Origin of the sequence: Polaromonas jejuensis NBRC 106434 (assembly GCF_001598235.1) — a bacterium.
Taxonomy (GTDB): domain Bacteria; phylum Pseudomonadota; class Gammaproteobacteria; order Burkholderiales; family Burkholderiaceae_C; genus Polaromonas; species Polaromonas jejuensis.
In genome coordinates, this window is sequence record NZ_BCYO01000011.1 from 42,676 (window position 1) to 65,717 (window position 23,042).

General features: G+C 63.1%; 21 protein-coding genes. 8 read left to right on the forward strand and 13 right to left on the reverse strand.

The genetic code is table 11. The features are described 5' to 3' along the window. Nucleotides 1-98 precede the first annotated feature (98 nt). Genes PJE01S_RS13960 through xth form a run of 4 tightly spaced genes read left to right on the forward strand, consistent with a single transcriptional unit; the run spans nucleotide 99 to nucleotide 2,893 of the window. The gene (locus tag PJE01S_RS13960; protein WP_068834242.1) at nucleotides 99-953 is read left to right on the forward strand and encodes a thymidylate synthase; all 855 of its coding nucleotides are present in this window, start codon (nucleotides 99-101) and stop codon (nucleotides 951-953) included. A gap of 18 nt (nucleotides 954-971) precedes the next feature. Beyond that, nucleotides 972-1,475, forward strand: a complete 504-nt coding sequence (locus PJE01S_RS13965; RefSeq protein ID WP_068834243.1) for a dihydrofolate reductase — start codon at nucleotides 972-974, stop codon at nucleotides 1,473-1,475. Nucleotide 1,476: 1 nt separating this feature from the next. After that, nucleotides 1,477-2,073, forward strand: coding sequence for a DUF4337 domain-containing protein (locus PJE01S_RS13970; RefSeq protein ID WP_068834244.1), 597 nt, complete (start codon nucleotides 1,477-1,479; stop codon nucleotides 2,071-2,073). A gap of 43 nt (nucleotides 2,074-2,116) precedes the next feature. Then, entirely contained in the window at nucleotides 2,117-2,893 is a 777-nt protein-coding gene (xth, locus tag PJE01S_RS13975; protein WP_068834245.1) for an exodeoxyribonuclease III, read from the forward strand. A gap of 52 nt (nucleotides 2,894-2,945) precedes the next feature. On the opposite strand, the gene ntrC is transcribed toward xth, so the two are convergent. The 6 genes from ntrC to PJE01S_RS14005 form a co-directional block, all read right to left on the reverse strand. Further along, entirely contained in the window at nucleotides 2,946-4,466 is a 1,521-nt protein-coding gene (gene ntrC, locus PJE01S_RS13980) for a nitrogen regulation protein NR(I) (RefSeq protein WP_068834246.1), read from the reverse strand. Nucleotides 4,467-4,543: 77 nt separating this feature from the next. Next, nucleotides 4,544-5,650 carry a nitrogen regulation protein NR(II) gene (gene glnL, locus PJE01S_RS13985; protein ID WP_068834247.1) on the reverse strand — a complete coding sequence of 369 codons (1,107 nt, stop codon included), beginning with the start codon at nucleotides 5,648-5,650 and terminating at the stop codon, nucleotides 4,544-4,546. A 39-nt stretch (nucleotides 5,651-5,689) separates the two neighbouring features. After that, on the reverse strand, nucleotides 5,690-6,196 hold the full coding sequence (locus tag PJE01S_RS13990; RefSeq protein ID WP_068834248.1) for a hypothetical protein: 507 nt from the start codon (nucleotides 6,194-6,196) through the stop codon (nucleotides 5,690-5,692). Nucleotides 6,197-6,394: 198 nt separating this feature from the next. Then, on the reverse strand, nucleotides 6,395-7,810 hold the full coding sequence (glnA, locus tag PJE01S_RS13995) for a type I glutamate--ammonia ligase (protein ID WP_068834249.1): 1,416 nt from the start codon (nucleotides 7,808-7,810) through the stop codon (nucleotides 6,395-6,397). A gap of 237 nt (nucleotides 7,811-8,047) precedes the next feature. Further along, the gene (locus PJE01S_RS14000) at nucleotides 8,048-8,872 is read right to left on the reverse strand and encodes a competence/damage-inducible protein A (RefSeq protein ID WP_068834250.1); all 825 of its coding nucleotides are present in this window, start codon (nucleotides 8,870-8,872) and stop codon (nucleotides 8,048-8,050) included. 26 nt (nucleotides 8,873-8,898) lie between these two features. Next, nucleotides 8,899-9,801: an EI24 domain-containing protein gene (locus PJE01S_RS14005; RefSeq protein WP_068834251.1), complete on the reverse strand. Its 903-nt coding sequence runs from the start codon at nucleotides 9,799-9,801 to the stop codon at nucleotides 8,899-8,901. A 246-nt stretch (nucleotides 9,802-10,047) separates the two neighbouring features. Between PJE01S_RS14005 and PJE01S_RS14010 the strand changes: the two genes are divergently transcribed. Together PJE01S_RS14010 and PJE01S_RS14015 are read left to right on the forward strand one after the other, a co-directional pair. Beyond that, nucleotides 10,048-11,925, forward strand: coding sequence for a multicopper oxidase family protein (locus PJE01S_RS14010; protein ID WP_068834252.1), 1,878 nt, complete (start codon nucleotides 10,048-10,050; stop codon nucleotides 11,923-11,925). Between the two features lie 44 nt (nucleotides 11,926-11,969). Next, nucleotides 11,970-12,581, forward strand: a complete 612-nt coding sequence (locus PJE01S_RS14015) for an SCO family protein (RefSeq protein WP_068834253.1) — start codon at nucleotides 11,970-11,972, stop codon at nucleotides 12,579-12,581. 63 nt (nucleotides 12,582-12,644) lie between these two features. Here PJE01S_RS14015 and PJE01S_RS14020 read toward each other — a convergent pair whose 3' ends face one another. The 3 genes from PJE01S_RS14020 to PJE01S_RS14030 form a co-directional block, all read right to left on the reverse strand. Then, entirely contained in the window at nucleotides 12,645-13,616 is a 972-nt protein-coding gene (locus PJE01S_RS14020; protein ID WP_068834254.1) for a sterol desaturase family protein, read from the reverse strand. A gap of 5 nt (nucleotides 13,617-13,621) precedes the next feature. Next, the gene (locus PJE01S_RS14025; protein WP_068834255.1) at nucleotides 13,622-14,383 is read right to left on the reverse strand and encodes a polysaccharide deacetylase family protein; all 762 of its coding nucleotides are present in this window, start codon (nucleotides 14,381-14,383) and stop codon (nucleotides 13,622-13,624) included. A gap of 298 nt (nucleotides 14,384-14,681) precedes the next feature. Further along, nucleotides 14,682-15,710, reverse strand: coding sequence for a YVTN family beta-propeller repeat protein (locus PJE01S_RS14030; protein ID WP_174548545.1), 1,029 nt, complete (start codon nucleotides 15,708-15,710; stop codon nucleotides 14,682-14,684). A gap of 107 nt (nucleotides 15,711-15,817) precedes the next feature. Here PJE01S_RS14030 and PJE01S_RS14035 point away from each other — a divergent pair, with 107 nt between their 5' ends. Next, nucleotides 15,818-16,624: an alpha/beta fold hydrolase gene (locus PJE01S_RS14035; protein WP_068834256.1), complete on the forward strand. Its 807-nt coding sequence runs from the start codon at nucleotides 15,818-15,820 to the stop codon at nucleotides 16,622-16,624. 94 nt (nucleotides 16,625-16,718) lie between these two features. Here PJE01S_RS14035 and PJE01S_RS14040 read toward each other — a convergent pair whose 3' ends face one another. Further along, on the reverse strand, nucleotides 16,719-17,312 hold the full coding sequence (locus PJE01S_RS14040) for a putative pterin-binding protein (RefSeq protein WP_068834257.1): 594 nt from the start codon (nucleotides 17,310-17,312) through the stop codon (nucleotides 16,719-16,721). Between the two features lie 99 nt (nucleotides 17,313-17,411). After that, entirely contained in the window at nucleotides 17,412-18,137 is a 726-nt protein-coding gene (locus PJE01S_RS14045) for a pseudouridine synthase (RefSeq protein WP_068834258.1), read from the reverse strand. A 436-nt stretch (nucleotides 18,138-18,573) separates the two neighbouring features. Here PJE01S_RS14045 and PJE01S_RS14050 point away from each other — a divergent pair, with 436 nt between their 5' ends. Continuing rightward, nucleotides 18,574-19,314: a LapA family protein gene (locus PJE01S_RS14050; protein WP_157090335.1), complete on the forward strand. Its 741-nt coding sequence runs from the start codon at nucleotides 18,574-18,576 to the stop codon at nucleotides 19,312-19,314. Nucleotides 19,315-19,530: 216 nt separating this feature from the next. Here PJE01S_RS14050 and kdpE read toward each other — a convergent pair whose 3' ends face one another. Then, nucleotides 19,531-20,253, reverse strand: a complete 723-nt coding sequence (kdpE, locus tag PJE01S_RS14055) for a two-component system response regulator KdpE (RefSeq protein WP_068834260.1) — start codon at nucleotides 20,251-20,253, stop codon at nucleotides 19,531-19,533. 29 nt (nucleotides 20,254-20,282) lie between these two features. Further along, on the reverse strand, nucleotides 20,283-23,033 hold the full coding sequence (locus PJE01S_RS14060) for a DUF4118 domain-containing protein (protein WP_068834261.1): 2,751 nt from the start codon (nucleotides 23,031-23,033) through the stop codon (nucleotides 20,283-20,285). Between the last annotated feature and the right edge of the window lie 9 nt (nucleotides 23,034-23,042).

The window sequence follows — 23,042 nt, forward strand, 5'->3', positions numbered from 1 at the left end:
GCCAAACCCAGTCCGCATAAAATCTGCCTTCCTCGGCCTGGAAAAGTTGCTGCTGCAGCGGGACAAGGCACCCAAAATCATCAAGCTGTTAGCCATCCATGAACACCTCTCCCGAAACACGCCCTAACCGCCCGCTTCGCTCCCAGTACGAAGACTTCATGCGCCACGTGGACACGCATGGTGTCTTCAAGGCCGACCGCACCGGCACAGGGACCAAAAGCGTGTTTGGCCACCAGATGCGCTTCGACCTGAACGAAGGTTTTCCGCTGGTGACCACCAAGAAGGTCCACCTCAAATCCATCGTGCTCGAGCTGCTGTGGTTTCTGCAGGGCTCCAGCGACAACAACTGGCTGAAGGAGCGTGGCGTCACGATTTGGGACGAATGGGCGCGCGAAGACGGCGACCTGGGCCCGGTCTATGGCGTGCAGTGGCGCAGCTGGCCGACACCGGACGGCGGCCACATCGACCAGATTGCCGAAGTCATCAAGACCCTGAAAACCAACCCCGATTCGCGCCGCATCATCGTGAGCGCCTGGAACGTGGCCGAGCTGTCCAGGATGGCGCTGATGCCCTGCCACGCCTTTTTCCAGTTTTACGTGGCGCCTGCCACTGAGGCTGGCGGTAAAGGCAAGCTCAGTTGCCAGCTCTACCAGCGCAGTGCCGACATCTTCCTCGGCGTGCCCTTCAACATCGCCAGCTACGCCCTGCTCACCCACATGGTGGCGCAGCAGTGCGACCTGGACGTGGGCGACTTCATCTGGACCGGCGGCGACTGCCACATCTACAGCAACCACCAGGAACAGGTGGCGCTGCAGCTGAGCCGCACCCCCTACCCCTACCCCACGCTGAAGATCAAGCGCAAGCCTGATTCCATCTTCGACTACCAGTTTGAAGACTTCGAGTTCCTGGACTACCAGCACCACCCGGCCATCAAGGCGCCGGTGGCGGTGTAAATGGATTTAGGGCAGCCCATGAACATCAACATGATTTTTGCCCGCGCCGCCAATGGCGTGATCGGCAACAACAATCGCCTGCCCTGGCATTTGCCGGAGGACATGGCGCACTTCAAACGCCTGACCCAGGGCTGGCCCGTCATCATGGGGCGCAAGACCTGGGACTCGCTGCCCGCCAAATTCCGCCCCCTGCCCGGCCGCGCCAACGTGGTCATCACGCGGCAGCCGGACTGGCAGGAAGCGGGTGCGCAGCCCGCCGCCAGCCTGGCCGAGGCGCTGAAACTGTGCGCATCCTCGGAACAGGTCTGGGTCATTGGCGGCGCGCAAATCTACGCCCAGGCCGAGCCCCTGGCCGACCGCATTGAAGTCACCGAAATTGCCCAGAACTTTGAAGGCGATGCTTTTGCACCCCGGCTGGGGCCGGAATGGACAGAAGCCGCGCGCGAAGACCATGTGTCGAGCAACGGGCTGAAGTTCAGTTTTATTACCTACGGCAAACACAACACCAACCAAGGGAATTGACATGTCAGAAGGCGGATTTCACGTACACGGGCCACACGACCATGAGCTGGAGCATGCGGCCCAGGGCGGGCATGGCGCTCACGAGAATGGTGGCGGCGGCATGATCGCGCAGATCGCCGTCATCACGGCCATCATCGCCACCGTAGGCGCGATCTTTTCGTATATGGGCGGCGCCACGCAAGCCAATGCCGGCCTGTACAAAAACAACGCATCCATCAAAAAGACCGAAGCGGCCAACCAGTGGGCCTTCTACCAGGCCAAGAGCACCAAGCAGTCGCTGGCCGAATTTGCCCGCGACTTGGCGCCCGAAGATAAAAAGGCCGGCTACCAGGGCAGGGTTGATCGCTACGACAAGGAAAAGAGCGAGATCAAGGTGGTTGCCGAAAAGCTGGAAAGCGAGGCCACAGCCTGGGACAAGTCCTCCGACGAGCAGATGCACCAGCACCACCGCTGGGCGCAAGCCACCACGGTGCTGCAGGTTTCCATTGCCCTGGCGGCAATTGCACTGCTGACACGCAAGAAGTGGCTGGAGTACGGGATGTTCGCGCTGGCCGGTGTGGGCCTGGCGCTGGGCGCCCTGGCTTGGCTACATATTTGATAGCAACTTATGCCCGTTCTTACTGGGCTGGAGCCCCGAAACCATGAAAATTGCCACCTGGAACGTTAATTCACTGGCGGTGCGGCTGCCGCAGGTACTGGACTGGCTCGCCGCCAATCCGGTCGATGCGCTGTGCCTGCAGGAGCTCAAGCTCAGCGACGAGAAGTTCCCCCTCAAAGAGCTGGAAGCGGCGGGTTACCAGAGCGCGGTATTTGGCCAGAAAACCTACAACGGCGTGGCCATTTTGAGCCGCACGCCGGCACGCGACGTGGTGAAGAACATCACCGGCTTCGCCGACGAGCAGTCGCGCGTGATTTCCGCCACGCTGGACACGCCCCAGGGCGAACTGCGCGTGATCAATGGCTACTTCGTCAATGGACAGGAGCCGGGCAGCGAGAAGTTCGCCTACAAGATGCGCTGGCTGGACGCGCTGCGCGAGCAGGTGCGCGCGGAGCTCGCGGCGCATCCGAGGCTGGTGCTGCTGGGCGACTTCAACGTCGCACCTGAAGACCGCGATTCCTACGATCCCGAGGGCCTGCGCGAAACCATTCATCACACGACGCAGGAGCGCGACCACTTCAAGGCGCTGCTGGGGCTGGGCCTGATTGACGCCTTCCGGCTGTTCGAGCAGCCCGCGAAGAGCTACTCGTGGTGGGACTACCGCATGCTCGGCTTCCAGAAGAACCGCGGCCTGCGCATCGACCATATACTCGTGAGCGACGCCCTCAAGCCGCTCGTCAAGGCCTGCGTCATTGACCGCGTTCCGCGCAAGAACAAGCAACCTAGCGATCACGCACCGGTGATCGCCGAGTTCACCTAGCTATAAAAACAATAGCTTCTTTCGACCGTAGTACAAGAGCTACAGCCCAGATTCACTCAAGATTCAATTCCTGAATCTTGCGCGTGATGGTGTTGCGGCCAATCCCGAGTTTTTGCGCCGCCTCAATCCGGCGCCCGCGCGTGTTGGTCAGCGCGGTCTGGATCAGCCTGGACTCAAAGCGGCGTGTCAGCACGTCCCAGATATCGTGGCGCCCAGCGGCCAGCAAGGCCAGCGCCTCGGCTTCCAGCCCGCTCTCCCAGCCGGACGCAGCGCCCACTGGAAGCGCTGCCACCGGGGCAAACGCTTCGGGCAGCGGCGCAGCCGGCACCGGCTCAAGCGCCCCGCCCGCCTCGGGCTTGGCGGCCTCCATTTTTTCAAGCGGCGCCACGGCCTTGAACATCTCCGACACGCTATCCAATACTTCAGGCGGCAGGTCTTTGGGCTCAATCACCTGCGCGGGCGCCATCACGGTGAGCCAGTGGCAGATGTTCTCGAGCTGGCGCACATTGCCGGGAAAACTGAAATTGCTCAGCAGCTGCAGGGCCGTGTCTGAAATGCGCTTGGGCTCCACGCCCAGCTGCTTGGCGCTTTGCTGCAGGAAATGCCGGGCCAGCATGAACACATCCTCGCGCCGCTCGCGCAGGGCGGGCAGGCGCAGGCGAATCACGTTGAGGCGGTGAAACAGGTCTTCGCGGAAACCGCCTTCCTTGACGCGTTGCTCCAGGTCCTGGTGGGTGGCAGCAATCACGCGCACATTGGCCTTGACGGCGTTGTGGCCGCCGACGCGGTAAAAATGCCCGTCGCTGAGCACACGCAGCAGGCGGGTCTGCAGGTCAAACGGCATGTCGCCGATTTCATCGAGAAACAGCGTGCCGCCCTCGGCCTGCTCAAAGCGCCCACGCCGCATGCTCTGCGCGCCGGTGAAGGCGCCGCGCTCGTGGCCGAACAGCTCGCTCTCCAGCAGGTCCTTGGGGATGGCCGCCGTGTTGATGGCCACAAAGGGCCCGTTGGCGCGTGGCGAATGCTTGTGCAGCGCGCGCGCCACCAGTTCCTTGCCGGAGCCCGATTCACCGGTGATCATCACCGTCACCATGCTCTGGCTCAGCCGGCCAATCGCGCGGAAGACGTCCTGCATGGCGGGCGCCTGGCCCAGCATTTCCGGGGCCGCCGCCATGCGCTCTTCGGCCACTTCCTCGCGCTGGCTTTCTTCGACCGCGCGGCGGATCAGCTCCACCGCCTTAGGCAGGTCAAACGGTTTGGGCAGGTATTCAAAGGCACCGCCCTGAAAGGCGGCCACGGCACTGTCCAGGTCCGAGAACGCCGTCATGATGATGACCGGCAGGCCGGGCAGTTTCTCCTTGACCTTCTCCAGCAGGTCCAGGCCCGAGCCGCCTGGCATGCGGATGTCGCTCACGAGGATTTGCGGCCCGTCTTCTTCAGTGGCGGTTTCAAGCGCCGCGAGCACTTCGCGGGGGTTGGTGAAGCTGCGCGTCGGAAGATCCTCGCGCAGCAGGGCCTTTTCCAGTACAAACCGGATGGATTGGTCATCGTCAACGATCCAGATCGGTTTCATGTTGTGCGGTCCCTTTCTTGCGTTCAGTGCCGTTCGCACTGATGGCGTTATTGATCAATTCATGAAGAGAACACACTTCAAGGCAGCGGTATCAGCAGCTTGAAATCTGTACGGCCCGGCACGCTGTCGCACTCAATCAAACCGTGGTGTTGCTGGACAAAAGTTTGCGCCAATGTCAGCCCCAGCCCCGAACCACCGTCACGCCCCGAGATCAGCGGAGAGAAGATGCGGTCTTTGATGGAGTCCGGCACACCCGGTCCATTGTCAATAACATGCAATTCCAGTGCCAGGCGATAGCGCTGCTTGCCAAAAGTAACCTGTCGGGCAATTCGCGTGCGGAAAGTGATCTGCGCATCGCCGGCCGCCACGCGCTCGGCCAGCGCCTGTGCCGCGTTGTGGGCGATGTTCAGCACCGCCTGGATCAGCTGCTCACGATCGCCGCGGAAATCGGGAATCGAGATGTCGTAGTCGCGTCTCACGCGCAAGCCTTTGGGAAACTCGGCGAGTATCAGCGAGCGTACGCGCTCGCAGACTTCGTGGATATTCACATCGCCCACCAGGTGCGGCCGGCGGTGCGGCGCCAGCAGGCGGTCCACCAGGGTCTGCAGGCGGTCGGCCTCGTGGATGATGACCTGCGTGTACTCGGTGAGGTCCTTGTCGATTTCCATCTGCAGCAGCTGCGCCGCGCCGCGAATGCCGCCCAGCGGGTTCTTGATTTCGTGCGCCAGATTGCGGATCAACTCCTTGTTGGCCTGGGCCTGGTCGATCAGGCGCTCTTCGCGCTCCTGCTTGGCCTGCTGCTCCAGCGGCAGCATTTCCACAATCACCTCGCCCGGCGTATCGGTTTGGGCCACCACCACATGCACCGGCAGGGGTTCGTGGTTGATGCGCTTGAGCCAGGCGTCATAGCGCAGGGCGGCAAATTCGTTGCTGTTCGCGCCCTCGAGCGCATTTTGCAGAATCAGCGGCTCGGTAAAAAACTCCGGAAACTGCGAGCCTTCGATGGTGCGCCTGGAGGTGCCCAGCGCATCTTCCAGCGCCGCATTGGCGAACACCACGCAGCCATCGGTGCTGACCACCGCCACCAGCGTGGCCAGAAGGTCAAACGATTGAAAGCGGGGCGAGCCCGAAACCGTGGAAGCGGCTGAAACGAGGGGGGGTTTTGGCTTGTTCAAGCCATCCATTTTGGCTCAGAAGCAGTGACGCTTATGCCTGGCTTATGCCTAGTTTTGGGCCGGCAGGCGGGAAATCTCGCGTTTGAGGCCGGCAATATCGCTCTGGCTGCGCGCAATGCTGTCCTTGAGTTCCGCCACGCGGTCCAGGTAGCGCTGGTAGTTGCGCCCTTCGATGCCCTGCTTTTCGGGCTCGCCGTTGTTGTACTCTTTTTGCTGCTCGGCCAGCCTGGCTTCTGCCTTCTTCAGCTCGGCCTCCAGAATGGCGCGCGAGTCGCTGTCGCGGGCGCGCTGTTCGGGGCCATCAGCGCGCGCGCCACCGGAAGGCGGGGTTGCCGTGCGAGCAGGTGCCTTGGGCACGACCGTGCCCTGCATCACGGTGACATTGCCGCCCGACAGCAGCTTGCAGTTGCGATTCTGGGCATCCTTGGCGTTGTTGATGTACTCGGGCGCACCGCCGTTGGCCGAGACGCAGCGGTAAACCTGCTGCGCCCCGGCCGACCCCGCGGCACCGGCCAGCAGCAGGGACACAAGGGGCAGCAATAAGGTGTTTTTCATAGGGAATCTGGGGAAACTGCAAGAGCGAAGTGATCTATCAAAGTGGTCTATCAGTATGCGGCAAAGCCTCAAATATACAAAGCCAAAACCCATCAGCCGCATGCCCATAAAAAAAGACGGCAAATGCCGTCCTTTTTTGACCACTAACTGTAAACAACAGTAAGCAGCCGCGGGTTACACCCTGGAACTACGCGCTGGTTACAGGGAGTAGTACATGTCGAACTCGATGGGGTGCGTGGCCTGGCGCAAGCGCGTCACTTCGCCCATCTTCAGCTCAATGTAAGCGTCCAGCATGCTGTCGGAGAACACGCCACCCTTGGTCAGGAAGCCGCGGCCCACGTCGAGGGCTTCCAGGGCCTGGTCCAGGCTGTGGCAGACGGTTGGCACTTTGGCATCTTCCTCGGGTGGCAGATGGTACAGGTCCTTGGTGGCGGCTTCGCCCGGATGGATCTTGTTTTCCACGCCGTCCAGACCGGCCATCATCAGGGCCGCGAAGCCGAGGTAAGGGTTCATCAGGGGATCGGGGAAACGCGCTTCAATGCGGCGGCCCTTGGGGTTGGCTACATAAGGAATGCGGATGGAAGCCGAGCGGTTTTTGGCCGAGTAAGCCAGCTTGACCGGTGCTTCGTAGCCAGGAACCAGGCGCTTGTAGCTGTTGGTGCCGGGGTTGGTGATGGCGTTCAGGGCACGCGCATGCTTGATGATGCCGCCGACATAGTAGAGGGCGAAATCGGACAGGCCGGCATAGCCGTCACCGGCGAACAGGTTCTTGCCGTCTTTCCAGATGGACTGGTGCACGTGCATGCCGGAGCCGTTGTCGCCCACGACGGGCTTGGGCATGAAGGTGGCGGTCTTGCCGTAGGCATGGGCCACGTTCTGCACCACGTACTTCAGGACCTGCGTCCAGTCGGCGCGTTCCACCAGCGTGCTGAACTTGGTGCCGATCTCGTTCTGGCCCGCACCGGCCACCTCGTGGTGGAACACTTCAACGGGAATGCCCAGTGATTCGAGGATCAGGGCCATTTCGGCGCGCATGTCCTGCATGCTGTCAACCGGAGGCACGGGGAAGTAGCCGCCCTTGACGGTGGGACGGTGGCCGCGGTTGCCGCCATCGAGCTTGGCGCCCGAATTCCAGGGGGCTTCGTACTCTTCGATCTTGAAAAAGGTGCCCGACATGTCGGTGTTCCAGCGCACGTCGTCAAAGATGAAGAATTCAGGCTCGGGGCCGAAGTAGGCGGTGTCGCCCAGACCGGAAGCCTTGAGGTAGGCTTCAGCGCGCTTGGCGACGGAGCGTGGATCGCGGTCATAGGCTTTGCCATCGCTGGGCTCCACCACGTCGCAGCTCAGGAACAGCGTCGTTTCTTCATAGAAAGGATCGATGTTGGCGGTGTTGGGATCAGGCATCAGCTGCATGTCGGAAGCTTCAATGCCCTTCCAGCCCGCAATCGATGAGCCGTCAAACGCGTGGCCCGAAGTGAACTTGTCTTCGTCAAAGTGGGACACAGGCACGGTCACGTGCTGCTCCTTGCCCCGGGTGTCGGTAAAACGGAAGTCAACAAACTTGACTTCGTTTTCCTTGACCATTTTCATGACGTCTGCGACGGTCTTAGCCATCAGAATCTCCTGTTGCTGGATGGTTGGTTGAATGAGAAATTGTTTGCAGGTCTGCTGAATGCACTTTTTGTGCCAAAGCCCAAGGCCCGTCAGTTTGCGACCCAACCCTCGATTGTGCCGCTATTGTGTCGCGATCCGGACGCCATTTCGTGCTTTCATGCAAACATTGAAAAGAGCCGGCCGCAGAACGCCCCATGATAGTGCAAATCCATATATGCACCATTCAGGTGCAATGAGTTATCGCACCAATTCAGGGCCAAATTTGAGATCGAATCGGCGCAGCCCCGCCAGCAAGGCCGGATAGGCCTGGTTGACGGCTTCTGGTGCGCCTTTCACGCCCAGCTCGATGTGACGGCCAAATTCAGGGTGGTCCACGCTCGGCAGGCTGAACACCTTGACACCCGAATGGGCCGCCTCAATTTCGAGCATCAGCGGTGTCAGCATGGCCTCCATGGAACCAAAAATGATCACCGACTTTTCGGCGTAGGCCAGCTTTTGGTGCAAATGGGCGTAGTGCTTGTCGAGTACCCACGCCATCATGGGCCAGGCCATGACCGGAAAACCCGGCACGAAATGCACCGCGCCAGCCCCGGCGTAGCAGCTAAAGCCGGGAATCTTGTTGTAGGGGTTGGGAATGATGGCGGCGCCCAGCGGAAACACGCCCATGTTCAGGCGATGGATGTTGTCATGGCGGTCGGGCTCGTAAGGCATGCCCTGCTCCTTGGCCACATCCTGCATGCGCTCATGGATCAGCGCCTCGGCCTCGGGGTGCAGCACCAGTTCAAGCCCCAGCGCCTGGGCCGCGCACTGGCGCGTATGGTCATCCGGCGTGGCGCCTATGCCGCCGCAGGAAAACACCACATCGCCCGATTCACGCGCCGCCGCAAAGGCCCGCGCCAAGGTGGCGGTGATGCGGGCCGGATCGTCGCCCACATAGTCGGCATAGGCCAGCGACAGGCCGCGCGCGCCCAGCAGTTCAATGGCCTTTGGCAGGTGCTTGTCGGCACGTTTGCCCGAGAGGATTTCGTCGCCGATGATGATGAGGCCAAAATGTGTGCTCATAAGGTCAGTCCTGATAGCTTGGTGGACTAGGGCCGCGGATCGGGCTTGCCGTCCAGCGAACCGAAACGCGGCGCCGGCTCATTCGCTATTGAATTTATAGCATCCTGCGCAAGCGGATCGGACACAAGGCCGCCATTTTCCTTGCGCAGCTGCTCCAGCGCGGCCAGCGTGTAATGGGTAAACCAAAGCGAGGAAAAGGCAAACACCAGGGTGTAGATCCAGATCGCCACCGGCACAAGAATCGGCGCCATGGCCACAAACATGGCGCCCGACGCCCAGATCAGGCTGGGGGCCGCACCCAGGTAACCGCTGAGCACGCCAATGATCAGCAGCGGCACGCGGTTCTCCTTGAAAATCCGGCGCCGCTCCTCAGCGCTCGCATGTTCCACCAGCGCGTCATAGGACATGACACGGTAGGTGAGCCAGCCCCAGATCAGGGGCGGCAGGACCAGAATCAGCGGCGGCACCAGCCACAGCGGAATCGACACCAGCAGCGCAACAATGGCCAGCGCGGTCGAGCCGAGCGACCAGAACAGGCTGGTCAGCAGCGAGCCGCCTTTTTTGCGCTCCAGCCCCGCAAAGCGCCGCTCGGCCACCAGGGCCACCATGGCCGGCGTCATGAACACTGCGACAAACAGCAGCGAGGCAATCACGATCACCGGAATCGCCAGAAACAGCAGCAGCGCAGGCGCCAGCACCAGGCGCAGGCTGCTCAGCCCCAGCCCTTCCAGCCAGTGCACCATGGCGCCCACCAGTTCGTAGCTTTCCAGATTGCTGCGCACCATGGCCAGCGCGTCTTCCCAGAAAAAATAACCCAGGCCCAGCGAAAGCGCCGCCATGATGATGAGGGGCAGGACGGACAGGGCGATGACGCGGGGATGCAGGCAGTACATCGCCGCCCGCCAGAAGGAGTCGAGGAGCAGATTCATGCGACAAGCATAACCCGATCACCCGGCTGTCAAGCGGCTTGTACTCACGCTTGAAACGGCCACTGAGCTCACGATGGTTTTGTCAAATTGACGTGCAGACCCAGCGGTGTCTTTTTTAGGGGGCTTCCCTTGAAAAAAGTAGGGCTGGCATTCCGGCCGCATGGAGTAATGTGAGCCAGCGGGGCAAACAAATCGCAGCCGCCATCGGTTTATGGCGCGCGCCCAATGACACCCAGGAGCATAGCCATGGCCACAAACAAACAAGTCGAAGCCGCGACCCGTTTGCGGCGCGCAATTCTCGAGGCAAAGCTCACCAGGCACGAACTGTTGCAGCTGGGGTTGTTGACCGCCGGCGGCATGCTGATCGCCGCGAAGGGACTCAGTGCGCGCGCCGATGGCGGCGGCCAGCTTGCCAGTCCATTCACTCAGCCCTTCGTCGAGGAAATGCCCATCCCCAGGGTCAAGGAGCCGATCGATCGTGCGCAACTCACGCCGACGGACAGGCCGCCCACGATCGAACCGAACAACGAACTGGGAGGCCACCCGCAGCGTTTTCCGAATGAACCGGTCGAAGGCCGCACTCGCACGCACCAGCGCTTCAATGAGTTCCCCCCTCAACGCTTTTACGAGCTGCACGAGCGCGAGGCGGACTGGAGCTTCCATCGGGACTTGCCATTGAACAAGATCTGGGGCTTCGATGGCGTCTTCCCGGGGCCGTTGTTCCTGGCGCGCTATGGCAAGCCGATTTTGGTACGCATTCACAATGACCTGCCGCAGGACCACAGGGGTTTCGGCATGCCTTCAACGAGCACCCATCTGCACAATGGGCACACACCGTCCGAGAGCGACGGCTTCCCGGGCGATTTTTTCCCCATCTTCAGCACGCTGCCCGACGGCTGCGGGCCGTCCAAGGCCACGCCCAACGCTTTGTGGTACGACCACCACTACCCCAATATCTATGCCGGTTACGACCAGTTTCCGGAAACCGGAGGCGATCCGCGCCAAGCCCTGGGCACGCTGTGGTACCACGACCACCGTATGGACTTCACCGCGCAGAACACCTACAAGGGGCTGGCCGGCATGTACCTGTTGTTCGATGCGCTCGATTCGGGCGACGAAAACGACACGGGTCCCGGCTTGCGTCTGCCCGACGGCAGGCAGCTCGCGCCGCTGCGCCTGCCTGCCGGAGACTACCGCAACCCGCGGCAGCTGTATGACGTGCCGGTGGTTCTTGCCGACAAGGCGTTCGACCAGGATGGCCAACTGTTCTTCGACATGTTCAACTTCGGCGGCATTCTCGGAGACAAGTTCACGGTCAATGGCAAGATCCAGCCCTTCTTCCGGGTGGCGCGCCGCAAGTACCGCTTGCGCGTGCTGAACACGGGACCGTCGCGCTTCTACCAGCTGTTCCTTACCGACAGCAACGGGAAGGAACTGCCGTTCACCGTCATCGCCAACGACGGCAACCTGCTGCCGGCGCCCGTCACCGTCACGAGTGTCAAGCTCGCCGTCGCCGAGCGCATGGACATCATCGTGGATTTCGATGAAGTGCTGAAGCGATCCGGGGGCAAGATGGGTGATGCGTTCTATCTGGTGAACCGGCTCCAACAGCTTGACGGGCGTGGCCCGACCGACAAACTGCTCAATCCCGGGGACAGGATCCTCAAGCTCATCGTGGACCGTGCGGCCAGCGATCCAAGCCAGGTTCCCGAGACCTTGCGGCCGCTGCCGCCTCTGCCCAGGTTTCCCGACCGGCTGCCGCAACGTACGGTGGTACTGAATCGCGACAGGGGCATGTGGACCATCAACGGCCAGATCTTCAATGTCTGTCAGCCGGCGTTCACGGTGCAGCAAGGTGTGCCAGAGGTCTGGACCATGAAGAACGGGGGCGGCGGCTGGTCACACCCGAATCACATCCACTTCGAGGAGGGCCGCATCCTCTCGTACAACGGCCGGCCGCCGATCCCGATCGAGAGCGGCCGCAAGGACATGGTCCGCCTCGACCCGAACGCCGAAGTCAGGTTTTTCATCCAGTTTCGCGACTTCACGGGCCGCTATGTGGCGCACTGCCACAACGTCCTGCACGAGGACCACGCGATGATGACCCGCTTCGACATCGACTAAACCGGCGCGTCGCATTGGCGCACGGCGATGAAAGGAGTTGAATGATGGACAGGCGAACAGCGCTGACCTGGAGTCTGGTTTCGGGCGCAGTGGGCGGGCTCAGCGCGGCCACACCGAAACCGTTCGCCGCTGCTGCCGCCCGCGGGCCGCGCGCCGACTTCTTTCCCAATGTGACGCTGCGCACCCACGACAACCAGCCGGTGCGCTTCTATGACGATCTCATCCACGGCAAAATCGTCGTGCTGAGCTTCATGGTGGCGCTCTGCACCGACGGACTGTGTCCACTGCAGACCCACAACCTGGTGCAGGTCCAGAAACTCCTGGGCGAAAGCGTGGGCCGCGAGATCTTCATCTACTCGATCACGCTGCAGCCCGAACTGGACACCCCGAAAATGCTTCAGCGTTACGCGCAGGCGTTCGGCATCAAGCCGGGATTCTGGCTGCTCACCGGCAAGCCCGCAGACATCGAACTGCTGCGCCGCAAGCTGGGCTACGTCGACCTGGACCCGGTGGTGGACGCCGACAAGACCCAGCACACCGGCATGCTGCGCTATGGAAACGAGGCACTCGACCGCTGGGGCGCCTGCCCGGCGCTGATGAACCCGCAGCAGATCGCCCAATACATCCTGTGGATGGAGCCGCCGGGCAAGGCATGAGGCGACGGGACTGTTCCTTGTCTGCTGTCGGTGCGCCGGGGCGGTGTCCACGCCACCGGACGGTCAGCGCCTGCCCGCCAGCCGCTTCACGCCCAGCCACTGCTGCATCCAGAATCCGTCTCCGTAGTTGCGCACCCGCCCGTCGGCATCCGGCTCGACCTGGTCACGCACGCCGGTGGGGTCATAGCGCTGTTCAAAATTGGCCGTCCCGAACAGCATGTCCCACCAGGGCAGCAAAATCCCAAAGTTATGCCCACCCAGGGTTTTGGGGCCGTGGCTCTCGTGCCCAATCCCGATGCTGTGATGCAGCCGGTGAAAGCGCGGGCTGACCCACAGGCGCTCCCCGATGGAGCCAAACCACAGCCGCACGTTGGCGTGCTGAAAGCTTTCGCTGAGCTGGGTGAAGGCCACGATGGCAACGAACTGGCCGGGCGCCACGCCGATGAACTGCGCCACCAGCACGACGATGGAGTCCAGCAGGATGTCATCGAGCAGGTGGTTGCGGTTGTCGCTCCACATCGTCATTTGCCGCTGGGCGTGGTGCAGCGAATGCAGGCGCCACCACCACTGCAGCTGGTGCTGGCCGCGGTGCGTCCAGTAGGCCACGAAGTCAAAAACCACCAGGTAGATCGCAAAGCTGACCAGCGCGTTGTCGGTCACGCCGGGCCAGATCTGGTCGAGGTGAAAAGTGCCGTAGCCGGCGGTGCGCAGCGCGCCAAAGGCCTCGTCAAACCAGGGGTCCAGCGTGAAAAACAGCGCGATGCGGAACAGGCCCAGCCGGTGAATCAGGGTGTAAAGCACATCGGTGCGGATGGTGGCGCGGTCCTTCACCGCTTCCACCGGGCGCCAGCGCTGCAGCGGGCCGATGACGGCCAGCAGGATGATGATCTGGATCACGCCCGCCATGAACCAGGCCGTGGCCTCGTAAGCGTCTTCCAGCAGGCTGCCCATGCCGAGCGCAAACATCGCCGGCTGCACGGCGGTTTCAAACAACCACTGCTGCACCATCGCGTAAATATGAGTGAATCCGTCCATAAGTCCTATTTTGCAGGCTGTGCCGGCACACGGCTGGTGTGCGCTTCAATCCAGGCCTGGTACTGGGGGTGTTCGCGCAGGGTCTGGAAGCAAAAGCCGCGCGACTGCAGGCCGCTGATCAGCGGCTCCAGCACGGCCGGCGCCCAGGCGTCCTTGCGCGACCAGATGCCCAGGTGCGCCAGCAAGATGTCGCCGGGCTGGATGTCACGCAAGGCCTTTTTCAGCAGCATGTCGTTGGGGTATTTGTCACTGGGCAATTCGTCGCCCAAAAAGCCGGCCGGTGACCAGCCCACATGCTCGTAACCACAGGACCTGGCGGCCGCCAGCAACTGCGGCGAGGTTTTGCCGCCCGGCGCGCGAAACAGCGGCAGTGGCTTTTTGCCGGTGATTTCTTCCAGCCGGGCGCTGGATTTGCCGATCTCTTCACAGTACTGCCTGGCTGTCCAGGTGAATTCCTTGCCTTCCGAGGGCCCGGCCGAAGGGCGAATACGGAACTGCGGCGGCGCGCCGGGAACGTCGGCGCGCCAGTAGCTGTGGTCCCAGGTGTGCGAGGCAAACTCGTGGCCTTCGGCGGCGCGCGCCTTCCACCACCCGGCCCAGTACGTGCCCAGGCTGCCGTCGCCGGTCTGGGTGCGCTCGTTGGCGGCAAAAAAGGTCACCCTGACCTGGTGTTTTTTCAGCACCTCCGCGATCAGCGGGGCCACCGCCATGTGGCCGGTGTCCAGGGTCAGGTAGACCGGCTTGCAGGCGGCTGCAACGGGCTGCACCGCGCTTTGTGCGGAATTTTGCGTCGCTTTTTTCGCATCATTCTGGCCTGTAGCCCATGCAGGATGCGCATAAGCAGCTACTAAAACAATAGCAAGGAGCGGCCGTAGCGAACCTACAGTCAAGCAGGGGCCGCGGAACCGGCTCAGCCGGGCCGCAGGCGCAGCGGCCCCCTCGGGGGGCAGCTGGTTATTGGGGTCAGACACCAATTTCGCAGCGGTGCGAAGCACCGCACCCTTCGGGCAAGCCAGAGGCTTGGCGAATTTGGGCTCTGACCCCAAAAACCGGCGTGGGGGCCAACTACCTCGGCGCGTGATCCAGCGTCCAGACCCCATGGGGACTCCTGCCAACGTTGACCTGGTGCGCGATCTTGCGGCTGGCGACGTCGATCACGGTGAGCTTTTTGGCCCAGCGCGAGGTCACCAGAATCTGCTTGCCGTCGCGGCTCACATCGATGCAATCCGGCCCGCCGGGCGCCGGGTAGTTGTCCACCACCTCCAGCGTCTGCAGGTCAATCTTGCTGATGCTGTTGGCCACGCGGTTGCTGACCAGCACATGCCGCTTGTCGCCCCAGGAACGGAAGGCATGGGCGCCGGCCGCCGTCTTGATGACCTTGGTGCGCTGCGGCGCCTTGCCGCTCACGTCATAGACCTCGACCGCATCGCCACCGGTCAGGCCGACCAGAATGAACTTGTCATCCGGCGTGCCGAACACATCGGCAGGAACCGATCCGGTGGGGGTGCGCCACTTGATGGTCTGGCTGGCCAGATCCACCGCAATCAGCTCGTCGCTGTCCTGCATGGTGGAGTAAATCGTGGTGCTTTTGCTGTCAATCCACAGGTGGCTGGGGGTTTTGCCCGTGGCCACGCGCTTGACCAGCGTGATGTCCTTGCCGTCCCAGCGGTAGATGTCGATGTGGTTGAGACGGTTGGCGGCCGTCACAAACCACTTCATGTCGGGCGAAAAGCGCAGCTGGTAGGGGTCCATGATGCCGCGCACGGTGCGCTGCACCTCGGCGGTTTTGGGATCGATGAAGGTCAGCGAATCGGACAGGGCATTGGCCACAATCAGCGATTTTTCATCCGGAGTGAGGTACAGGTGGTGCGGCTGCTTGCCGGTGTCGATGCGCTTGATCTCGGTCCAGTTGACGGGATTGATCACGCTGACGCTGTCGCCCAGCGAATTGAGCACAAACACGGGGTAGGCCGCGGCAGAAGGCGCGGGCCCTGCCGCAGCCGTCTGCGCCATCACCGGGAAACACAGCACGCCGGGCAATACGCCGGCGAAAACACTCAGCCAGGCGGCTAAAAAACGGGCAGTAACATTCACAAAAAATCTTTCGGGATCAGACCGCTAGTGTACTGGCCGGCAAGGGCCGGAACGTCGCCAAACAAGGCCAAACGGCCGGATTCGTTTACATCCCTTACGATATTGCAATGAGTTTGATCGACATCGAAGGCTGCGCACTCGAGGTTCGCCAGTTGGCCGGGTCCGCCCACCTGGCGCCCCTTGTTTTTCTGCATGAAGGCCTGGGATCGGTCAGCCTGTGGACGCAGCGCGGCCTGGACTGGCCGCAAGCCGTCTGCACGGCCACCGGCCGCGCCGGCGTGGTGTATTCAAGGCAGGGCTACGGGCAGTCCGATCCCGTGCCTAACGTGCGCGGCGAACCTGTAGAGCACGATGGCCGGCGCAGCGGCCGCCTGCGGCCCGACTACATGCACCGCGAAGCCTGGGAGGTGCTGCCGGCCCTGCTGCAGGCACTACAGATTGAAAGGCCGGTGCTGCTGGGCCATTCCGACGGCGCCACGATCGCCCTGCTCCATGCCAGCCGCTTTCCCGTGGCGGCCTGCATCGCCATGGCGCCCCATGTGCTGGTGGAAGACATCTCGGTCCAGTCGATTGCCCAGGCGAAGCTGGCGTTTGAGTCCGGCGATCTGCGGGATCGCCTGGCCAGGTACCACGCCGATGTGGATGGCGCTTTCTGGCAATGGAACGAGGTCTGGCTGTCGCCGGCGTTTCGCGGCTTTGACATCCGGCCCGACTGCGCGCGCATTCTGGCGCCGCTGCTGCTGATCCAGGGCCTGGACGACGAGTACGGCAGCCTGCTGCAGCTCGACGAGATCGCCCTGGCGGCGCCGCACGCGCAGCAGCTCCGGCTGGCCGCTTGCGGGCACTCGCCGCAGCGCGACCAGCCCGAAAAAACCGTTGAAGCGATCACCGGTTTTCTGCACACCGCCGCCTGATCGCTACTGATTTTGTAGCTGCACCCGACCGTCCTGTTTGGGCTAAAGGCCGATTTCTCCTGAATTTCCGGCTGCCAGCCCGGGACCCGGCGGCTTAGCCCTCTTTCACTTCGATGTGGTAGGTCGCCCAGGGGCAGCTTTCAAAGCGGGCCGGCAAGGGCTTGGCCGCCATGTCGGGGAAGCGGTCGGCCTCGTAAACCGCCCAGAGCGGGCCCAGCCCGCCCAAGGCCATGGGCTGGCCATCGAGGTGGGTGGCCACGATGAAACGGTATTTGTGGGCATCAGCGACAGACACCTGTGCCGCGTAACCATCCACGGCGCGCAGGAACAGCGTCGTCTTGTCGGTGGCCTTCACGCCGCAGGCCTTGATCACATCCACCAGCAAGGGCCCTTTGAGGGTGTGCGGCTTGCCGTCGTACTCCAGCGTCGGCCGGATTGTGACGGCCGGCAGCGCCGTGATGGCGGCAAAATCGAAGGCCTGCGCCTTGTCGAACTTGATTTTCTGCTTGGCCATCATCTGGTCCAGCACCGGATCGAGCGGCCCGCGGTTGCCGGCGCCGATGCGCCCGCTGACCGTGAGCAGGGTGGGGCTGCGGGACGCCTTGGGCGCAGTCTGGGCCAGCACCAGCGATGGCATAGCCAGCGTACCCAGCGCGGTGGCGCCCAGAAATTGGCGGCGTTTGTTCATGACATCCTCCTTGTTTTTGGCGTGTTTCAAAAATAAAGCAGCGTAACCCGTCCACGCGCCGGCCGGCTCAGGTCTTTCCCGGCTGGGTTCACGCTGACGTCACGGCAGGGCTGAAATGCTGGCCAGATCCTGCGCCGTCAACCAGCGCCACTCGCCCGGTTTCAAGTCAGCCGGCAGCGCCAGCGAACCGATGCACGAGCGGTGCAGCCCCTCGACCCGGTTGCCCACGGCGGCAATCATGCGTTTGACCTGGTGGTACTTGCCCTCGGTCAGGGTCAGGCTCAGCTGCAGCTCGCCGGTTTGTGCGCAGGCGGCGGCCCGCACCGGCTTGGGATCATCGTCCAGCACCACGCCGGCCAGCAGCTTCTGGATCTGCCTGTCATCCATCGGGTGCTTGGCCGTCACCTCGTACACCTTGGGCACATGGTGTTTGGGCGAACTCATGCGGTGAATGAACTTGCCGTCGTCCGACAGCAGCAGCAAGCCTGTCGTGTCCTGGTCCAGCCGTCCCACCGCCTGCACGCCCGCGGCGGCGCCACCGCCGCGCTGGCGAATCGGCGCTGGCAACAAGGTGTAAATGCTGGGGTAGGTACTGGGTTTTTGCGAGCACTCATAGCCGGCGGGCTTGTGCAGCATCAGATAGGCTTTTTCGTGGTACTCCCAGGCCACGCCCTGGACGGTGAAGTGCAGGCCATCCGCTACAAATTCCGTAGCTGGTTCCGCACAGGGGACGCCGGCTACCGTCACAAAACCCTGTTGAACCAGGCCGGCACAGACGCGCCGCGTGCCAAAGCCCTGGGAAAAAAGTATTTCCTGCAATTGCATATGTGTTTTTGCCATGCGCTTATTGTCGCCCGGCAAGCCCGGCCGCCGGATGCCCGCCTGAGAGCGCCTCGCCCGTCCAGTGAACCGCGCGGTCTGGCCGCGTCGGCCCCGGGGAGCGAAAAAGCCGATGTGGCGGCCGGCCGTGCGGCTGGATTCCCCGTGGTGAGGAGGCGGCCGTGTTCCAGGCCTCTCACATACCCTCGTCATTCGCTATGAATTCAATAGCTGACTCCGCTTGATGCACGAGGGCTACAGCCTCAAAACCCTGCCAAACAGGCCAAACTGGCACTTGGCAGGCGACAGCGGCCGTGAAGACGCCGAATTTGGTACTTTGGTATTCAAAAGTCGCTAAAAGTCGTGTTTTTGTGAATTAAGTCCCTAGGAATTTTGGTTCGCACTAGTTACATTGGGTAACGGCAACCAAGGGGGGGCAGTCATGAATCAGACGCCAGAGTGGACATTGACAGTGCTGGCAGCCATTGCCGGCCTGCTTGCAGGCATTCTCGTGAGCCTGTGGTGGTCGCGCCGCATCGCCAGGGCGCGCAAGCGCCTTCCCAAGCATTGGCCGATCGACCCACGCATGATGGCCAACACCGAGGAATGCAAGGTCTGGCGCTGGCTGAACCGGGTGTTCTTCGACCATCACATCATGATCAAGGTCCCGGTGACACGCTTTACCCTGCCGCGCACCAAGGAAAACGGCGCACACTGGTACCGCTTGCTGAGCGGCGTGTATTGCACCTTCACGGTATGTGCGCCCGACGGCCATGTGGTCGGCTGCGTGGATGTGCCCGGACGCAACGGCATTACCAGGAGCAACCGGAAACTCAAGCTGAACCTGCTGTCACAGTGCGGCATTGCTTACTGGGTCATCAAATCCAACAACCTGCCGACGCTGGCTGAAATCCGTACCGAGTTTCTGGGGGAGGTGGCGCCCATGCCAAATAGCAACGACAAGGACGAAGCCATCATTACCGCGGCGCGCCAGAAGCTGCGCGCCGTCATTGACCGCCAGCGCCACAACCGCCACAGCGATTTCGGCTCGTCCGTCAACGGCCCCAGTTCACACTCCGGTCCGGAAAGCCTGCTGCCCGACAGCGATTTTTGCTCGGGCGGTTGGCAGCAGCACAACTCCTTTATTGCGCCGCTGGACAGCCGGCGCGGCGAACTGCGCTGAGCGCACGCGGTTCAATCCCTTCCGCCGAACCTCCGCAAGGGGTCAAGCCCCGTTGCGGCTACTTGCGCGCCAGCAGATGCCGCGCGCCATCGACCGCGCAAGTTCACCCGGGGCGTCAAGCGTGCAGCGGCATCAGCCGGCGATGATTCATGGCGACCCGCACACCAGAGATCACGGGCCGTGACCAAGCAACACGGCGCCGCAATGTCCAGATATTCAGGGCTCACGAAGCAGCCGGTAGCCCACCGCCGTTTCGGTCAGAAAATGCCTGGGCTGGGTCGGGTCTGCTTCCAGTTTTTGGCGCAGGTGGCCCATGTAAATCCGCAGGTAATGGCTCTGGTCCGCGTACGATGGGCCCCAGACCTCGCGCAGCAGCTGACGGTGCGTGAGCACCCGGCCCACGTTGGCAATCAGCACCGTCAACAGTCGGTATTCGATCGGGGTCAGGTGAACTTCGGCGCCGCTGCGGCGCACGATGCGGGCCTGGCGGTCCACTTCGATGTCGCCAAAGTGAAAGACGGGATGGGCCTCGGCCGAAGTCTCTGGCGTTCCGTCGCCCGGTGTGTTGCGCGGCCGGCGCAGGTTGGCGCGCACCCTGGCCAGCAATTCCCCCACGCCAAACGGCTTGGTGAGGTAGTCGTCGGCGCCGGCGTCGAGCGCGGCGATCTTGTCGGTTTCATCCGCACGCGCCGACAGCACGATGATGGGCACGCCAGACCAGCCGCGCAGATCGCGGATCACATCGAGCCCGTCGCCATCGGGCAGGCCCAGATCAAGCACCAGCAGGTCGGGCTTTCGGGTGCCCGCTTCGATCAGGCCTTTTTTTGCCGTATCGGCCTCATGCACCTGCCAGCCCTCGCCTTCGAGCGCGGTGCGCACGAAACGGCGGATCTGCGGCTCGTCTTCAATCACAACAACAACGGGCATGGGGTGGGACATGGGTTCAGGGGTTCCGGATTCGGACGATTTCAGGCGGCTTCAGGCAGATCCTGCGGTGGCGGGCGACGCGGCAGGCTCACGGTGAATTCTGCACCACCGCCCGCGGCCCCACCAGTGACATTCGTGGCGGTGATCTGCCCGTGGTGCGCATCCACCACCGCCTTGCAAATGGCCAGGCCCAGCCCAACGCCCGGTGTGGCCGACTCGGTTTCGCCCCGCGTGAACTTGTCGAACAGCGCGTGTTCGCGGCCCCGCAGCGCGGCGGGCAGGCCCGGCCCATGGTCGCGCACGGTCAACACCAGCTCCCCATCCGTCACGTGCGCACTGACCTCAATGGGCGCATCGCACTCTCCACCCTCTTTCTCTTTGCCGCCGTACTTGGCCGCGTTCTCCAGCAGGTTGACCAGCACCCGCTCCATCAGCACCGCGTCAAATTCCACCAGCGGCAGATCAGCCGGCAGCGAGGTCTTGACGGGCTTGCCGGCCAGCGCAGGCCGGGCCTGGCGAATCGCCGAGCCGACAATTTCCTCCACCGACTGCCAGTCGCTTTTGAGGTTGACGGCACCGCTTTGCAGCCGCGCCATGTCCAGCAGGTTGTTCACCAGCGCACTCAGGTGGCGCGCTTCGTCGCCGATGGCGCGGGCGGCCTGGGCCTGTTCGCCGCTCAGTGGCGGCGCGCCTCGCTGAAGCGCATCGGCCAGGCCGATCAGCGCCGTCAGCGGCGTGCGCACATCGTGCGAAATGGCCGCCAGCAGCACATTGCGCAGCTTTTCGGACTCCATCTCCACCAGCGCCTGCTGCGCCACCTCGACGTAATGCACGCGCTCCAGCGCAATCGCGACTTGCCGGGCCAGCGTGTCCAGCTGCTGCAACTGTTCCGGGATCAGCAGCCAGCGCGGCTGGGCCGGCTTGAGCGCCAGCACGCCGCGCACCCGCATCGGCGCCTTGAGCGGCACGTAATGCCAGGTCTGCGCCGACAGGGTGGCGGTGGCCAGGCCCGCCGCCTGCTCGTTGCGAAACGCCCAGTCGGCCACGCTGGCATCGAAGTCAGGCGGCACATCCGCGGCAGGCACCACCAGCTGGTCATCGGCATTGGTCGCCAACACCAGCGCCTGGCCGCCGAAATTGCGCCGCACCGCCGCCTCGCCCAGCTCGCAGACCTGCGAACTCAAGAGCGCAGCCGACAGGTCGCGGGTGAGCTCGAACAGCAGTTGCGCGCGGCGCTCCCGGCTGGACGAAATGCGCGCCTGAAAGCGCAGGCCCGCCGTGAGCTGCCCGGTCAGCAAACCCACCACCAGCATGACGGCAAAGGTCAGTAAATACTGCACATCACTCACGGCAAACGACATGCGCGGAGGGACAAAAAAATAGTCAAAGGCAGCCACATTGAAAAAGGCCGCCAGCGCGGCCGGACCGCGCCCGAACTTCACCGCCACCAGCACCGTCGCAAGCAGGAACAGCATGACAATGTTGGCGAGATCGAAAAACCGGAGCAGCGGCAAAGCCAGCACAGTGACCAGCGCGCTGGCCACGACAGCCCAGGCATAGCGCGGCAGGCTGCCACGCCATGCCGGGGCGTCCTCCTCGTCGGACGCACGCTGCACGGCGCGCGCCAGCCGCCGCGCGCTGTTGGCCTGGCCCACTTCCACAATGTCCAGCGTGGGCGCCAACGTGGCCAGCCGACGCGTCATGGTGCGGGCGCTCCACAGAACCGACCAACCCGCGAGCTGCGGGCGCCCGACCACCAGCGTGGCGCAGTTGAGCCGCTGCGCCTGCGCTACCAGTTCGGCGGCGGCATCGCTGCCGGTCAGCACGGCGGCAGCGGCCCCCAATTCCTCGGCCAGCTTGATCACCGCCAGGATCCTGTCGCGCTCGGCCACGCCAAGGCGCTGCAGCCGCGGCGTTTCCACGTAGGCCGCATGCCAGCGCACATTGAGCTGGCCGGCCAGCCGCGCGGCCATGCGCACGGTCTGCTCGGCGCCTTCGCGCGGACCGATGCAGGCCAAAATGGCGCCTTCGGTGTTCCAGACCGGGGCAATGGATTTTTCCACCCGGTAGCTGCGCACGTCGTCTTCCACATGCTCGGCGGTGCGCCGCAGCGCAATCTCGCGCAGGGCAATCAGGTTGCCCTTGCGGAAAAAATTCTGCGCGGCCCGCTCGGCCTGCTGGGGCACATACACCTTGCCGGCCTTCAGCCGGCTGAGCAGCTCGTCGGGCGTCACATCGACCAGGATGATTTCTTCGGCGCCATCAATCACGGTGTCGGGCACCGTTTCATGAATGCGAATACCCGTGATGGCGCCTACGACGCCGTTGAGGCTTTCAAGATGCTGCACATTGAGCGTCGACCAGACATCAATGCCCGCCTCCAGCAACTCCTGCACATCCTGCCAGCGCTTGGCATGGCGCGAGCCTTCTACATTGCTGTGCGCCAGTTCGTCGACCAGCAGCACTTGCGGCTTGCGCAGCAGCGCCGCGTCCAGATCAAACTCCTTGAGAGTCCGGCCCCGGTAGGGAACATCGCGCAGCGGCAACCGCTCCAGGCCCGCCAGCAGCTCTTCGGTTTCGCCGCGCCCATGGGTCTCGACAATCCCGACCAGCGCCTGGCGCCCGTCCTGGCGCTCGCGCTGGGCCGCGCTGAGCATGGCAAAGGTTTTGCCGACACCGGCGCAGGCACCAAAGTAAATGCGCAGCTTGCCGCGGCGTGCGCGCTCCGCCTCGCCCCGGAGCTGCTCAAGAAGCTGGTCCGGGTCGGGCCGTGAGTCGGGAAAACTAGCCATGCCGTGTCA